The organism is Micromonospora sp. CNZ299 (genome assembly GCF_002754415.1).
The window spans coordinates 412,556-426,495 of sequence record NZ_PEFG01000001.1 but is presented as its reverse complement, the minus strand read 5'-3'; the positions used below and the strand labels follow the sequence as shown (position 1 = coordinate 426,495).

Annotated in this window: 16 protein-coding genes; 12 read left to right on the top strand and 4 right to left on the bottom strand. The window is 68.5% G+C overall.

Annotated features, from left to right (window positions below):
- Positions 1–22: 22 nt before the first annotated feature.
- The 5 genes from CLT68_RS02025 to CLT68_RS02005 all read left to right on the top strand — a co-directional run bounded on the left by CLT68_RS02025 (position 23) and on the right by CLT68_RS02005 (position 5,967).
- On the top strand, positions 23–1,078 hold the full coding sequence (locus CLT68_RS02025; RefSeq protein ID WP_199177200.1) for an ABC transporter ATP-binding protein: 1,056 nt from the start codon (positions 23–25) through the stop codon (positions 1,076–1,078).
- Positions 1,075–2,076, top strand: coding sequence for an ABC transporter ATP-binding protein (locus CLT68_RS02020; RefSeq protein WP_099848478.1), 1,002 nt, complete (start codon positions 1,075–1,077; stop codon positions 2,074–2,076). Before CLT68_RS02025 ends, CLT68_RS02020 begins: the two co-directional genes overlap by 4 nt.
- Complete coding sequence (locus tag CLT68_RS02015; protein WP_099848476.1) at positions 2,073–3,080, top strand: ABC transporter permease; 1,008 nt, start codon at positions 2,073–2,075, stop codon at positions 3,078–3,080. The genes CLT68_RS02020 and CLT68_RS02015 overlap by 4 nt, the downstream gene beginning before the upstream one ends.
- Before the next feature lie 11 nt (positions 3,081–3,091).
- Positions 3,092–4,078 (top strand): ABC transporter permease, encoded by a 987-nt coding sequence (locus CLT68_RS02010; protein ID WP_088950090.1) that lies wholly within the window; start codon positions 3,092–3,094, stop codon positions 4,076–4,078.
- Between the two features lie 146 nt (positions 4,079–4,224).
- Complete coding sequence (locus tag CLT68_RS02005) at positions 4,225–5,967, top strand: ABC transporter substrate-binding protein (RefSeq protein WP_099848474.1); 1,743 nt, start codon at positions 4,225–4,227, stop codon at positions 5,965–5,967.
- Between the two features lie 125 nt (positions 5,968–6,092).
- Here CLT68_RS02005 and CLT68_RS02000 read toward each other — a convergent pair whose 3' ends face one another.
- Both CLT68_RS02000 and CLT68_RS01995 read right to left on the bottom strand, forming a co-directional pair.
- Positions 6,093–6,476 (bottom strand): PIN domain-containing protein, encoded by a 384-nt coding sequence (locus CLT68_RS02000; protein ID WP_099848472.1) that lies wholly within the window; start codon positions 6,474–6,476, stop codon positions 6,093–6,095.
- Entirely contained in the window at positions 6,473–6,721 is a 249-nt protein-coding gene (locus CLT68_RS01995; protein ID WP_099848469.1) for a type II toxin-antitoxin system prevent-host-death family antitoxin, read from the bottom strand. The genes CLT68_RS02000 and CLT68_RS01995 overlap by 4 nt, the downstream gene beginning before the upstream one ends.
- 19 nt (positions 6,722–6,740) lie before the next feature.
- Here CLT68_RS01995 and CLT68_RS01990 point away from each other — a divergent pair, with 19 nt between their 5' ends.
- Together CLT68_RS01990 and CLT68_RS01985 are read left to right on the top strand one after the other, a co-directional pair.
- Positions 6,741–7,004, top strand: coding sequence for a hypothetical protein (locus tag CLT68_RS01990; protein ID WP_099848467.1), 264 nt, complete (start codon positions 6,741–6,743; stop codon positions 7,002–7,004).
- A gap of 9 nt (positions 7,005–7,013) precedes the next feature.
- Positions 7,014–7,553 carry a GNAT family N-acetyltransferase gene (locus CLT68_RS01985; RefSeq protein ID WP_099848465.1) on the top strand — a complete coding sequence of 180 codons (540 nt, stop codon included), beginning with the start codon at positions 7,014–7,016 and terminating at the stop codon, positions 7,551–7,553.
- Between the two features lie 11 nt (positions 7,554–7,564).
- Here the strand turns inward: CLT68_RS01985 and CLT68_RS01980 are convergent, their stop codons facing one another.
- On the bottom strand, positions 7,565–8,032 hold the full coding sequence (locus CLT68_RS01980; protein ID WP_099848463.1) for a nuclear transport factor 2 family protein: 468 nt from the start codon (positions 8,030–8,032) through the stop codon (positions 7,565–7,567).
- Between the two features lie 339 nt (positions 8,033–8,371).
- Here CLT68_RS01980 and CLT68_RS01975 point away from each other — a divergent pair, with 339 nt between their 5' ends.
- From CLT68_RS01975 to CLT68_RS01970, 3 genes are all read left to right on the top strand, one after another.
- Positions 8,372–9,595: a helix-turn-helix domain-containing protein gene (locus CLT68_RS01975; RefSeq protein ID WP_486482056.1), complete on the top strand. Its 1,224-nt coding sequence runs from the start codon at positions 8,372–8,374 to the stop codon at positions 9,593–9,595.
- A gap of 136 nt (positions 9,596–9,731) precedes the next feature.
- A complete protein-coding gene (locus CLT68_RS33045) occupies positions 9,732–9,899 on the top strand; it encodes a hypothetical protein (RefSeq protein WP_199176967.1) in 168 nt (55 codons plus the stop codon).
- Complete coding sequence (locus CLT68_RS01970) at positions 9,889–11,061, top strand: helix-turn-helix domain-containing protein (RefSeq protein ID WP_486482055.1); 1,173 nt, start codon at positions 9,889–9,891, stop codon at positions 11,059–11,061. Before CLT68_RS33045 ends, CLT68_RS01970 begins: the two co-directional genes overlap by 11 nt.
- Before the next feature lie 208 nt (positions 11,062–11,269).
- Here CLT68_RS01970 and CLT68_RS01965 read toward each other — a convergent pair whose 3' ends face one another.
- On the bottom strand, positions 11,270–12,172 hold the full coding sequence (locus CLT68_RS01965; RefSeq protein WP_099848459.1) for an NADP-dependent oxidoreductase: 903 nt from the start codon (positions 12,170–12,172) through the stop codon (positions 11,270–11,272).
- A gap of 106 nt (positions 12,173–12,278) precedes the next feature.
- On the opposite strand from CLT68_RS01965, the gene CLT68_RS01960 reads away from it, so the two are divergent.
- Together CLT68_RS01960 and CLT68_RS01955 are read left to right on the top strand one after the other, a co-directional pair.
- Positions 12,279–12,677 carry a winged helix-turn-helix transcriptional regulator gene (locus tag CLT68_RS01960; protein WP_099848457.1) on the top strand — a complete coding sequence of 133 codons (399 nt, stop codon included), beginning with the start codon at positions 12,279–12,281 and terminating at the stop codon, positions 12,675–12,677.
- Positions 12,678–13,140: 463 nt separating this feature from the next.
- Positions 13,141–13,512: a DUF805 domain-containing protein gene (locus tag CLT68_RS01955; RefSeq protein WP_099848455.1), complete on the top strand. Its 372-nt coding sequence runs from the start codon at positions 13,141–13,143 to the stop codon at positions 13,510–13,512.
- Positions 13,513–13,940: the final 428 nt, after the last annotated feature.

The following is a 13,940-nucleotide window of genomic DNA, read 5'->3' as shown; positions in this document are numbered from 1 at the left end:
CGATCCGGACGACCGTCCCGCCGTGCCGGCACAGCGCTCCGACGAGGATGCCTACCTGCGGGTGCGTGACCTGCGGGTCCGGTTCGACACCGAGGACGGCGTGGTGCGCGCGGTCGACGGCGTGTCGTTCGCCGTCGAGCGGGGCCGCACCCTCGGCATCGTGGGTGAGTCCGGTTCCGGCAAGAGCGTCACCTCGCTGGCCATCCTGGGCCTGCACGACCCCAAGCGGACCACCATCACCGGGGAGATCTCCGTCGGTGGCCGTCAGGTGGTCGGCCTCGGCGACGAGGAGGTACGCCGGCTACGCGGCCGGGACATGGCGATGATCTTCCAGGATCCACTGTCGGCGCTGCATCCGTACTACACGGTGGGTCGGCAGATCGCCGAGGCGTACCGGGTGCACCACCCCAAGGCCAACCGGCGCGAGGCCCGCCAGCGGGCGGTCGACATGCTGGACCGGGTGGGCATCCCGCAGCCGGCGCGCCGCTTCGACCAGTACCCGCACGAGTTCTCCGGTGGCATGCGCCAGCGGGCGATGATCGCGATGTCCCTGGTCAACGACCCGGCGCTGCTGATCGCCGACGAGCCGACCACCGCACTGGACGTCACCGTGCAGGCGCAGATCCTGGACCTGCTCGCCGACCTCCAGGCCGAGTTCCACTCCGCGATCATCCTGATCACCCACGACCTTGGCGTGGTCGGCCAGGTCGCCGACGACGTGCTGGTCATGTACGGGGGGCGCGCCATCGAGCGGGGCACGGTCGAGCAGGTGCTCCGCTCGCCGCAGCACCCGTACACCTGGGGGTTGCTCTCCAGTGTGCCGTCGCTGCACGGCGACGCGGATGCGGACCTGGTGCCGATCCCCGGCAACCCGCCCAGCCTGATCAACCTGCCGTCCGGCTGCGCGTTCCACCCCCGCTGCCGGTACGCGGACCGCGCCGGCAGCCGCTCCCGCAGCGAGGTGCCCGAACTGCGAGCGGCCGGGGCGGACGGCCACCTGGTCGCCTGCCACCTGAGCGTGGAGGAGCGGGCCGCGTTCTACGCCGAGGACGTCGCATCCGTGGGGGTGGCCCGATGACCGACGAACCACTGTTGCGGGTGCGCGGGCTGACCAAGCACTTCCCGGTACGCCAGGGGCTGCGCGGCACCGGCCTGGTGCGGGCGGTGGACGGCCTCGACTTCGACGTGCGACCCGGCGAGACGCTCGGGTTGGTGGGGGAGTCGGGCTGCGGCAAGACGACCACCGGTCGGATGCTGGTGCGGCTGCTGGAGCCGACGAGCGGCAGCATCGAGTTCGACGGGCGGGACATCACGCACGCCGGCCGGCGGGAGCTGCGTCCGCTGCGTCAGGAACTCCAGATCATCTTCCAGGACCCGTACGCCTCGTTGAACCCGCGGCACACCGTGGGCCGGATCGTGGCGATGCCGTTGCAGGTCAACGGGATCAAGCCGCCGGGCGGCGTGAAGGCCCGGGTGCAGGAGTTGCTGGAGCTGGTCGGGTTGAACCCGGAGCACTACAACCGGTACCCGCACGAGTTCTCCGGCGGTCAACGTCAGCGCATCGGCATCGCCCGCGCGCTGGCCCTGCGGCCCAAGCTGATCGTCGCCGACGAGCCGGTCTCCGCGCTGGACGTCTCGATCCAGGCGCAGGTGGTCAACCTGCTGCGCAACCTGCAACGGGAGCTGGGCCTGGCGTTCGTGTTCATCGCGCACGACCTGGCGGTGATCCGGCACTTCAGCCAGCGGGTCGCGGTCATGTACCTGGGTCGGATCGTGGAGATCGGCGACCGGGCGGACATCTACGAACGCCCCCAGCACCCGTACACCCGGGCGCTGCTCTCGGCGATCCCGGACGTCACCCAGCTCGGCCCGGCGGGCCGGATCCGGCTGACCGGTGACGTGCCGACCCCGCTCGACCCGCCGTCGGGCTGCCGGTTCCGCACCCGCTGCTGGAAGGCGCAGGACGTCTGCGCCGCCGAGGAGCCGGCGCTGGTGCCGCGCGACGGTGGTCGGCAGGCCACCGCGTGCCACTTCCCCGAGGTGGCGGCTCCGATCTTCGAGGAGGTGCCGTCGTGAGCCTGTCCCCGGTGGAGGGTCTGGCGCTGGCCGAGATCGAGTCCGACCCGGACGCGACCACGCCCGCCGCGAAGGGCGTCGTCGGCCGCTCACCCGGTCAGCTCGCCTGGATGCGACTGCGACGCGACCGGACGGCCGTGGTCAGCGGCGTACTCCTGGTCTTCTTCATGGTGTTGGGGTTGGCCGCCCCGCTGATCGAGATGGCCTACGGGATCGGGCCGCGGGAGCAGTTCCAGAACCTGCTGGACGGTTTCGGCATGCCACTGGGCTACGCCGGCGGTGTCACCGGGGACCACTGGTTCGGCCTGGAGCCGAACCTGGGTCGGGACATCTTCATCCGGTTGATCTACGGGTTGCGGACGTCGCTGTTCATCGCGTTCGCGGCGGCGCTGATCACCGCGACGATCGGGGTCGTGCTGGGCGCGCTCGCCGGCTACCTCGGCGGCTGGCTCGACGCCGTGATCAACTGGATCACCGACCTGACCCTGGCCATGCCCTTCCTGATCATCGCGCTGGCGCTCACCCCCACCGTCACGCTGCGCTTCTACGGCGAGCGGGGGCAGGTGTCGTCCGCCTTCGGGGTGGGCGTGCTGATCGCCGTCTTCGCCATCTTCGGCTGGACCAGCACGGCCCGGCTGGTTCGCGGGCAGGTGATCGCGCTGCGCGAGCGGGAGTTCGTGGAGGCGGCCAGGGCCAGCGGGGCCGGGCTGGGGCACATGCTCTTCCGGCAGCTGCTGCCCAACATCTGGGCGCCGATCCTGGTGTCGTTCTCCCTGGCGGTGCCGCAGTTCATCACCAGCGAGGCCGCGCTGTCGTTCATCGGTGTCGGTCTCAGCGACGAGACCCCGAGCTTCGGGCGGATGATCTACGACAGTCTGGACTTCCTCCAGACCGACCCGGCGTACGTGTTCTTCCCGGGCATCATGATCTTCGCGCTGGTGTTCGCCTTCAACCTCTTCGGCGACGCGTTGCGTGACGCGCTCGACCCGAAGTCGTCCCGGTAGGGGTCAAAATCATGGCGCGATTTCTGCTCAAGCGACTCTTCTCCGCCACGCTGACCCTCTTCGCGGTGAGCGTGCTGACCTTCCTGATGTTCTTCGCCCTGCCGCGCGACCCGGTCAGCAGCATCTGCTCGAAGAACTGCAACCCGGAGCGGTTGGAGCGGGTCCGCGACGACCTGGGCCTGAACGACCCCCTGGTCAGCCAGTACGCCGGCTACATGAAAGGCATCGTCACCGGTCGCGACCTGGGCAGCGCTCAGGGTGGCCGGTGTGACGCGCCCTGCCTGGGCTGGTCGTACGTCACCAACGAGGCCGTCTCGGACACCATCGCCCGGGTGCTGCCGGTGACGCTGAGCATCGTGATCCCGGCGGCGATCCTGTGGTTGCTGCTCGGGGTCGGCCTCGGCATGGTCTCCGCGTTGCGGCGGGGCACCTGGCTGGACCGCCTGGCCATCGGCTTCTCGCTGACCGGGGCCTCGTTGCAGCTCTACTTCGTGGGCGCGGTGCTGTTGCTGGTCTTCGTCTACAACCTGCGGCTGCTGCCGGTGCCGAGCTACACGTCCCTCTTCGACAATCCGGCGAAGTGGGCCAGTGGGCTGGTGCTCGCCTGGGTGGCGCTGGCCTTCCTCTTCTCGGCGATCTACGCCCGGCTGTCCCGCGCGCAGATGTTGGAGACGCTGTCCGAGGACTTCGTCCGGACCGCGCGGGCCAAGGGCCTGGCCAAACCCAAGGTGTACGGGAGACACGCGCTGCGCGCGGCGATCACCCCCGTGGTGACCATCGCCGGGCTGGACGTGGGCGGGGCGCTGGGCGGCACGGTGATCACCGAGACGACCTTCGGCATCCAGGGGTTGGGGCGTACGGCGGTGGACGCGGTGCGCTCGGGTGACCTGCCCACGATCATGGCAACGGTGCTGATCGCAGCCGTCTTCGTGGTGCTGGCGAACGTGCTGGTGGACCTGCTCTACGCGGCCATCGACCCACGGGTGCGGCTGCGCTGACGGCCGGGTGTCCGCCACGCCCACCGATGGCGAAATTTATCGACAACTGTTACACAACTCGTAGGTTTTCTTCCTTACGATCCTCGGGACGTCGGCGGTTCTCGCCCCGACGAAACCGCACGGCACATGGGTGAAGGGGGTACTTCATGAGACCACGCGTGGTGGCTGCCGCAGGCGGCGCGATCGCTCTGGTTGTGGCATTGGGTGCGTGCTCGGAGAACACGGGCGAGGGCACCACGGTGAACACCGACCGGAAGCAGACCGGGGTCATCGCGACCGACCCCAAGGACTCGCAGGGGCCGGCGGCCGAGGTGAGCGGCGCTGCGAAGGGCGGCGTCTTCAGCATCATCCGGGAGACGCCGATTTCCCACCTGGACCCGCAGCGGACGTACTCGTTCGCCGGTCTGATGGCCAACCCCCTCTTCGCGCGCTACCTGACCACCTGGAAGGACGACGGCAAGGGCGGCCTGGTCCTCGTCGGTGACCTGGCCGAGACGCCGGGCAAGAACGTCAACAACGACTGCAAGGTCTGGGAATTCACCGTCAAGGACGGGGTGAAGTTCGAGGACGGCCGGCCGATCACCTCCAAGGAGATCGCGTACGGCATCGCCCGCTCCTTCGACCCGGACCTGTCCGGCGGCCCGACCTACATCCAGGAGTGGTTGGCCGACACCCCGCAGTTCGACACCAAGTGGGACTTCAAGAAAAACAAGACGTCGCTGCCGCCGGGCCTGAGCACGCCGGACGCGAAGACGCTGCGCTTCGAGTTCGCCAAGCCCCGCTGTGACCTGCCGTTCGCGGTCTCGCTGCCGACCACCGCGCCGCTGCCCGCCGACAAGGACACCGGCGTCGACCTGGACAAGCAGCCGTTCTCGTCCGGGCCGTACAAGGTCGCCAAGAACCAGGTCGGCGTGCAGATCACCCTGGACCGCAACCCCAACTGGGACCCGAACACCGACCCGGTCCGCCACCAGTATCCGGACCAGTTCGTCTGGAGCTTCGGCCCGACCGCGGACGCCGCCAACAACCGGGTGATCGCCGACAACGGCGCCGACCAGAGCGCGCTCGCCTTCAACGCCGTGCCCGCCTCGCTGGTCGCCAAGGTCGCCGGGGACGCGTCGCTCAAGTCGCGGACGCTGCTCTCGCCGACTCCGAGCGCCAACCAGCTCGTCATCAACAACCAGCGGGTCACCGACCTGAAGGTGCGTCAGGCGCTCAACTACGCCATCGATCGCGAAGGCATGATCAAGGCGCTCGGCGGTCAGACCGTCGCCGCGCCGCTGACCACGCTGATGCCGCCGGCCACCATCGGCTACAAGGCGTACGACGCGTACCCGGCGGGCGCCAACGGCAACGTGGACAAGGTCAAGGAACTGCTCGGCGGCAAGACGCCGGAGCTGGTTCTCGGTGTCGCCGACAACTCGACCGAGCAGCAGCAGGGTGCCCAGCTCAAGGCCAACCTGGAGCGGGCCGGCTTCAAGATCACCGTCCGGAACATCTCGGACGACGCGAAGCTCGACGAGATCAAGAAGAAGAACAACCCCTGGGACCTGTACATCGGTAACTGGGCGGCGGACTGGCCCAGCGGGGCGTCGATCCTGCCGGTGCTCTACGACGGCCGCACCATCAAGGCCGAGGGCAACAGCAACCAGTCCTACTTCAACGACCCGGCGATCAACACCGAGATGGACCGCATCCTGGCCCTGCCCCCGTCCGACCAGGGACCGGAGTGGGCCAAGCTCGATGAGCGGATCATGAAGGAGCACGCGCCGGTGGTGCCGTTCTACGTCGACGTGGCCTACAACGTGCACGGGTCCAAGGCGGGCGGGATCTTCATCTCCAGCGTCTTCGGCTACCCGTCGTTCGTGAACGCGCACGTCAAGCCGTAAGTCACACCCTAGGCAAGAAGGGTCCCCTCTCAACAGCGCCGTCGGGAGGGGACCTTTCTGTTTGTGCCGGACGGGTCACTTGGTGCGGCCCTGCCGTTTCATCTGGCCAGCTCGGCGGGACGCTGTCAGATTGAATGGATCGTGATGAGGTCTTCGAGACCGGCGAGGTCGTCGGCATTGCGGGTGTAGACGGCGGCGTCATGAGCGTGCGCGGTTGCGGCGATGAGCAGGTCCATCACCCTGGCTCGTGGCTGACGGCCGATCTCGACGACGCGGGCAGCCAGTCGCGCGTAGCTGTCGGTGATGGCTTCGTCGATGGGAAGCGGATCAAATCGGCGTTGGATCGCGCTCAACCGCGCCAGACGGAGCGCTCTCGCCTCGGCGGTCTTCGCGACCAGGACACCGAACTGAAGTTCGGCGAGGCTGACGACGCTGATGGCCAATTCACCCGGAATCGGGGTCACGTCGGTAGCGATGAGGACGCTGGTGTCGAGGATCCCGCGGCTCACCGCTCAACCCACGGATCGGTGACGGCATCCTCGAGGAGGTCCCGATCGGCTGCCCATCCTGGGTCGGTGGGTTGGTCAAACACGCCGGCGAGATCGTCCCATTCGCGCCAGGTTCGAGGACTGACCGGGCCGAGTACGGCTGCCGGTCGGCCAGCGACAGTGATCGTCACGCGTTCACCCGCTTGCGCCCTGCGCACCAGATCGCTGGCGTTCTGCCGCATCTCCCGCAACCCGACTTCATGCATACGCCCTACTGTAGCACTTGTGCTACCACTGTCGGAGGTCGTCTGCTCTCGCTCTGGCCTCGCGCCGGGGGCCGCCGAGGGCCTCGCGGCTCAAGCAAGATCAGTTGTACTGCTACGCGCGCTCGACGAAGCCGAGCTGACGCGTGCCCTCACCGCGGCCACGGCCGCGCTGATCGCGGAACTCACGCTGGCCGACGCGGCTCTCGCGGCCCGGCTCGCCGCCACCCTCAGCGACCTGCGCGACGACGCTTATCCGGTCGTGGATCTCCAGGCCGGCTGTTAGCGTCGCGGCATGTTCGCCACCGACCGGATCCGACTGCGCCCACCCATGCCAGACGACGCGCCGAACATGCTCCGCCTCTACGGCGATCCCGAGTTGCACCTGATCACAGACGGCGAGCCGTTCCTGCCGCGCCACGTCGGCCAGGTCCGGGCCAGGCTGGAGAAACAGGTTACCGAGCCGCCCGACGGCCAGACCGCGGTGTCGCTGTTGGCCGAAACCACGGCCGACGGCACGTTCCTCGGTGGCGGCTCGCTGTGGGGGATCAACACGTTCAACCAGTACGCCCACCTCGGCGTCTCGCTGCTACCCGAGGCGCGTGGCCAGGGGTACGGGACCGAAGTAATCCAACTGCTCTGCCGGTACGGCTTCCGCAACCGCAACCTCCGCCGTCTGGAACTGGAGACGCTGGCCAGCAACACCGCCATGCGGCGGACCGCGGAGACCTGCGGCTTCACGCACGAAGGCACCCAGCGGGAGCGCGAGTACGACGGCGACGGCTTCAAAGACATGGTGATCTGCGGTCTGCTGCGGCGCGACTGGACGCCGTAGTCGGCCGGGGATCAGGGCTGGGCTGCGCCTTCGATTGTGGTGCTTTGCCGCGGACGAAGCGCGGTCAGCAGACTGTCGAGTTGACCCCAGGCCCGCGCACTGGAGATGTGGTCGATGTAGTCGCGCGACTCGATGATGAGCCCGTCGCGGATGCGCATCACGAAGACACACGGCACCGTGAACGCCTCGCCTGTCTCGTTGACCCGTCCCTGATAGGCGAACTCGGCGACAATCACCTCCGGGTCGGCCGTTTCATGAATCGTCACGTCTACCGGCTTACGGTTCAGCGTCCGGGCGACCGGAGGCGGCGCGGTGAAGTGCTCGTGCAGCTCAGCGCGGCTGCGCAGCGGAGGCGGGTTGAGCGGGTGGAACGGATGCGTGACATGGGTCTGTTCGGCATACAGGTCAGCCAGGTCTTCGTGCGGACCGGCGCAGACACCGTTCACCAGCCGGAGGAAGGTTTCGCGTGGGCTACTCATGCCGGGCTTCCTTCGAATCGGTGGATGTCACGTGGGGCGTGCCGAGGACCGCGTCCGGGAATAGCCGGCACGCCATCGACGGCACCCTAGCGACCCCAGCCCTCATCTGACTGCCCCGAAACGCGTTCGTCGGCCGTATCGAATGCGTTGTCATCGGGCCTTGAGCGTGTGTAACGAGGTTCCAGCAGGCGCGCTACCGGTGGGATGGCACCTCGGTCGGCGGGGCGACTGTGCGCGAGCAGCCGTGCGCGGGACGGTGTTCGGGGCGTCCATGTTCGCTACGCTGGCGTCGTGTCACCGTCGTGTCACACTCGGTGCGGCTGGAATGTCGCGCCCATTGTGAAAGGCGGGCGAACGAGAGATTCGTCCTGGCCGCTATCTGGGGGCGATGTCGTGTCGCATGTCGATCCGCGCTTCGGTGCCCAACTGCGTGCGCTTCGGAGCGAACGCGGACTGTCGTTGCGGGCACTGGGTCAGCTCGCTCACCGGGGTAAGAGTCACCTGCACGATCTGGAGACCGGCGCAAAGGCCCCCACCCCCGAAACGGCGAGCCACCTCGACGAGGTGCTGCGAGCCGACGGGACCCTCGTCCGCCTGGTGAATGAGCCCGTCGACCACGACACCGAGGCCGGGGAGCTGCTGGCTCGGGTGCGGGTCAGCGATGTCAGCGCCGAGACGCTCGCTCGGATCGAGGCGGGTGTGGACGACCTGGCGAGCGCGTACGCGCTTGTGCGGCCGGTTGATCTGCTGCCGCTGGTGCGTCGCCAGTTGGCCTACGTGGGGCGCCTGCTCGATGGTCGCGGGACGTTGGCGCAGCGTCGACGGCTCGTCGTTGCCGGTGGTTGGCTGACCGTGCTGCGGGCAACGGTCCACATCGATCTGCTGCAACAGCCCGCCGCGGGCGCTCATCTGCGCACGGCCATGGCTCTTGCCGAGCATGCTGAGCATCCGGAGATCCAGGCATGGTGTCTGGAGACGCAGGCGTGGGACTGGCTCACCCAGGGCGACTGCCGGCGGGCGATGGACCTGTCGCTTCAAGCGCAGCGGGTGGCACCTCGGGGAAGTTCGGCGTACATCCAAGCCACTGCCCAGGAGGCGCGGGTGTGGGCGCGATTGGCTGACGTGCGGCGGACGCGTGATGCGCTGGATCGTCTGGATCGGTTGACAGTCAACTTGCCGGTGCCGGAACGGGCCGAGCACCACTACCGGTACGACCCGACGAAGGCGTTGGCGTACACGGCGACCACGCTGTCGTGGGCTGGTGACCCGGGCGCCGAGCAGATGGCCCGGATCGCCTTGGCGGAATTGGACCCGCGCGGCGATGGTGGTGAGCGGCCACGGCGCTCGGCTTCCGCCCGTCTGGATCTCGCGGTGGCACTGTTGGCCGCCGACCAGCCGGACGAGGCCAGTGTCGTCGCCGCCGACGCGGTCCGGTCGGGACGAGTGGTGTCCTCGAACTGGTGGCGGGCGCGGGAAGTGCTCCGGAAGGTCGAGCACACCGGGACAGCGGAAGCAGCGGCGTTCCGCGAGGTGTACGAGGCGTACCGGCCCGCGACTCGATAGCGGACGGCACGCGCGACCAGCGGACACCCGCTAGCTTTCCGTCACCGCATGTTCACCCGATGCTGTGAGTGAGGGCGGGATCAGTACGAACAGGTCGCCAAAGCGAGACCACCTGCCCCTGCCAGCGGAGGTGGGAATGAGCGGCAACGACGACACCGGTACGCCGAACACGGGCGAGCAGATCGACGCCGCCGAACGGGAAGAAGCCAAGCGCCGGTTGCTCGCGCAGGCCGAGGCGGAGCGGATACCGGCGCAGGAGACGACTCGGGCGCTGCCGGATCGGCGGTGGCGCGATGGGCGGTGACCCGGTGCCGATCGGTCGACGCGTGGCCTACCTACGGGTGCGGCGAAGGTTGTCGCAGCAGTCGTTCGCAGATCGGTTGGGCAAGTCGAAGAGCTGGGTGGACAAGGTTGAGCGCGGGGTCCGTTCCCTGGAACGGATGTCGACCATTCGGGACATCGCGGCGGTGCTGAGGGTCGACGCCTCTGCGCTGCTCGGTCGTGATGTCCAGCCCCATGGAGTGGCCGAGCATCGCGAGGGCGTCGGCCGGATTCGGGCGGCGCTGTCGGCGTACGAAATGGCTTTTGGTCGCCCGACGGACCGGGAGGTGATGTCGCCCGATCGGTTGGCTCGGGAGGTGCGGCACGCGTGGATGACCTACCAGCACGCGCGGTACCCGCGTCTGGTCGAGCTGCTGCCCACGTTGGTGACCGAGGTACACCGCGCCCACACACAGGACCCGGTGGCTGCTCGGGCAGCGGTGGTGGAGGCATATCGGGTGACGGCTGGCCTGCTGGTCAAGCTGGACGAGGGGAGCCTCGCCTGGTTGGCTGCTGATCGGGCGATGTCCGCCGCTGCCGGTGACCCGGTGCTGCTGGCCTGCGCGGCGGTGCAGTTGGGTCAGGTGCTGCGCGCGTCGGCGCGGGCAGGGCCGGTGCTGCTGGCCGCCGCTTCCCAGATTGCTCCTGGCAAACCGGAGGAATTGTCGCTGCGTGGATCGCTGCGCGTGCAGGCCGCTCTGATCGCGGCCAGGACCGGTGACGACAGGGTGGTCGGTGAGCTGCTGGACCAGGCCGCCGAGCTGGCCGCTCAGGTGGGCGACGGCCACGACCATCACCGGACGGCGTTCGGTCCGACGGCCGTCGAGCTGGCGCGGGTCGCCGCCGCGGTGGAGGTGGGTGACGGACCGCAGGCGGTCGCCCGACACGAGAAGGCGATCGGGTGGGACGGGTGGCGAGGGCTGCCGGTCGAGCACCGCGCCGCGCACCTGATCGACGCGGCGCGCGCCTACCTCCAGACGGACGACCCCGCCAATGCGGCCCGGGTCCTGTTGCGTGCCGAACGCCTCGCACCCGCCGAGATCCGCGAGCGGCCAGCCGTCCGGGACGTGGTTGCCCAGGCCGCCCGCGACCCTGGCGCCCCACCGACGATCACCCAGCTCGCCATCGGCCTCGGGGTGCTGTGAGCGTGGCGGTTCACCCCAAATGACGTCCAAGGTCGCGCTCGATCCTGTATCGAGTGGCTATCTGCCGCCGGGATGCCACTCCATACTGGATCGAGCGCGATCTTGGGGAGTTGGCCGCGTATCGAAGCCCACTATGCGATCTCAACCGGCTTGAGATGCAAGCACGTGGCGCGAGCGGCATGCGCGACGGCCAGGCTTTCGCTGCGGATCAGGGGACGAGCACCACGCCGCCGCGTACGCCGCCCCTGGCCAGCCGGTCATGGGCGGCCGCCGCGTCGGCGAAGGGGTACACGCCAGCGACCCGGAGCGGGATGTCGCCGCTGGCGACGAGTTTGACCAACTCGCCCAGCCGGGATCCGTCCGGTACCACCTCCAGCGCGAAGGTCCGGATTTCCCGCACCGGCTCCGGGCGAAGTGGGGGTGACGCGGCCACGTAGCCGCCGCCGTCCCGGACGAGGTCCAGCAGCGATGAGCCGATCACCGCCAGGTCGACGACCGCGTCGAACGTCCCCGTCGGATCGTCGTCGCGCGACAGGAACGCCGCGCCCAGCGACTCGACGAACTCGCGGTCGTCGGGTCCGGCGAGTCCCGTGGCGTGCAGACCGGTCGCCCGGGCCAGCGCCAGGACGAACCCACCGACCTGCCCGGCGGCACCGGTGACGAGCACTGTCGAACCCGCGGGGAGCGCGAGCAGGTCGAGGGCCTGGGCGGCGGCGAGGCCATTGGTCGGCAGGGTCGCCGATTCGGTCGCGGGGACGCCGGCGGGCGCGGAGGTCAGCCAGGCGGGGTCGAGGAGTACGTACTCCGCGTGGGCGCCGACAGTGGTTTGCAGCCACGGGGAGAAGCCGATGACCTCGTCGCCGATCCTGAACTCCTCGACCGACGGGCCGACCGCGTCGACGCTGCCGGCAACGTCCCAGCCGGGCGTGTACGGCAGGCCGGTCGGCAACGGGGCTGGGAACCGACCGGAGCGGACGATCAGATCGACCGGATGGACGACCGACGCCGCGACCCGCACCCGGACCTGCCCCGGCCCGGGCTCGGGCACCGGCACCTCGGCCACGTGCAGGACCTCCGGCCCTCCGAACTCCGCATAGCTGACTGCGCGCATCGTCGTCTCCTTCGTGGGACCTCTTTGATCACCACGACCGTACGAATCATCGGGACTGTCAGTAAGTAGGTACCGTGAAGTGCCTAGGGCACCCAGAGGAGGCTGCATGGCGACGACGAGTGCGGAGCAACGTCGTGAGCAGGCCAAACGCGACTACGACGCGTTCCTGGAACAGTGCCCCACCCGTGAGCTGCTGAGCAGGCTCACCGACAAGTGGGTCGCGTTGGTGATCCCAGCGCTCGTCGACGGTCCGCAGCGGCACGGCGAGCTTGCCCGCCGCATCGCCGGCGTCAGCCAGAAGATGCTCACCCAGACCCTGCGCACCCTGGAACGCGACGGCCTCGTCACCCGCACGGTCACCGCCTCGGTGCCGGTCCGCGTCGACTACGAGCTCACCCCGCTCGGCCATGAGCTGTTCCCGGTCATGATCGCGATCAAGAACTGGGCGGAGACGCACATGGACCGCGTCTTCGACGCCCGGGTTGAATTCGACGCACGCCCCTGAACGCGCGGGTAGGGCGCTGTCGCAGCTGGCGCAGGGCCCGTCAGGTTGTCGCTGGCGACGGCTAGGGGCCGGGCCGTGGATGACACCTCGATGGCCCGCCAGACGGCCCACGCCCACGTCGACTTTCTGGGCTGACCGGGCGCAGTGGCAAGTGGCTGCTGCCGGTCGGCGACGGTGTTGTGACGCAGCTGCGAATCGACTGTGCGTTCACGCTTGTGATCGACTCGCGGATCGAGATCCGCATCGAGACCGAATTCTCTGGCGTGTCGGGCGCCCAGCGGCGGTTTTCGTCGCCGTACCGGTGGTGGCCTCGCTTGCTGGTAGCGCTTGCCTCATTGGTTGGACCGATTGTGGGCGCTGCGGCCACTGCGCTTTGGCTGCTTGGTCATTGACCCCGCCTCATCGACCTGTTTGGCTGCCTTCGCGATGACCTTGATAACCCCTCGATCGACCGGAGATAGTTGTGTCCTTCATTGCCGCAGTCAAGTCCGTCTTTAGTCAGTACGTCGGCTTCACGGGCCGCGCCCGCCGGTCTGAGTACTGGTGGTTCGCCTTGTTCGCAGTCATTGTCGGCATCGTCGCGGCCATCCTGGACAGCGCGTTGGGACTGACCTTCGAGAACGGCTCCACCGGTTTCATCGGTCTGGTTGTCAACCTGGCGCTGCTGCTGCCGACGCTGGCGGTCGCGGTGCGACGTCTGCACGACACCGGCCGGGCGGGATGGTGGGTGCTGATCGGCCTGGTACCGCTCTTGGGCGCCATCGTCCTCATCGTGTTCTTTGTTTCGGACAGCACGCATGGCGCGAACCGTTTCGGTCCCAGCCCCAAGAGCTGACCGCTGTACGCGTTGTAACGTCCGCGGATTCAAGATCGGGTAGGTCGGTCCCCTTCCGGCAGCGTTGTCGGAAGGGGACTGCTTCCGTTCTCCGCCGCTGGGCGTAGGCCTAAATTCCCTACACCCGGCAGCCAAGAACCGGCAGGCGTCTCCAATGGTCGTGCCCTGCGCTAATGGACCTGCGAGGGCGGCGGCCTTCTCGACCAGTTCTCTCCTGCTGCGACGGCCGCCGTTCGAGCTGTCGAACACGGTGGCTATTTCAGTCGAACCTCACCCGGCGGGGAGTGCTTCGACCCGGACCCGTTCGATGAGCACGTCCGACCCGGCCGTACTGCCGATTTCCTGTTGAGATATCAGAAGTTTCTGCGCCAGAGTGGACGAAAACTTCCCCGTGGGGCCTCGCTCTGCCCCTCCTGCCCCGGCTGCAA

Excerpts from the sequence above, each read along its gene's own strand:
- CLT68_RS01985 (WP_099848465.1), top strand. The coding sequence starts at position 7,014 with ATGTTCGCCACCGACCGGATCCGACTGCGCCCACCCATGCCAGACGAC.
- CLT68_RS33045 (WP_199176967.1), top strand. The coding sequence starts at position 9,732 with ATGAGCGGCAACGACGACACCGGTACGCCGAACACGGGCGAGCAGATC.
- CLT68_RS01970 (WP_486482055.1), top strand. The coding sequence starts at position 9,889 with ATGGGCGGTGACCCGGTGCCGATCGGTCGACGCGTGGCCTACCTACGG.
- CLT68_RS01980 (WP_099848463.1), bottom strand. The coding sequence starts at position 8,032 with ATGAGTAGCCCACGCGAAACCTTCCTCCGGCTGGTGAACGGTGTCTGC.
- CLT68_RS02010 (WP_088950090.1), top strand. The coding sequence starts at position 3,092 with ATGGCGCGATTTCTGCTCAAGCGACTCTTCTCCGCCACGCTGACCCTC.
- CLT68_RS02005 (WP_099848474.1), top strand. The coding sequence starts at position 4,225 with ATGAGACCACGCGTGGTGGCTGCCGCAGGCGGCGCGATCGCTCTGGTT.
- CLT68_RS01960 (WP_099848457.1), top strand. The coding sequence starts at position 12,279 with ATGGCGACGACGAGTGCGGAGCAACGTCGTGAGCAGGCCAAACGCGAC.
- CLT68_RS01995 (WP_099848469.1), bottom strand. The coding sequence starts at position 6,721 with ATGCATGAAGTCGGGTTGCGGGAGATGCGGCAGAACGCCAGCGATCTG.
- CLT68_RS01965 (WP_099848459.1), bottom strand. The coding sequence starts at position 12,172 with ATGCGCGCAGTCAGCTATGCGGAGTTCGGAGGGCCGGAGGTCCTGCAC.
- CLT68_RS02020 (WP_099848478.1), top strand. The coding sequence starts at position 1,075 with ATGACCGACGAACCACTGTTGCGGGTGCGCGGGCTGACCAAGCACTTC.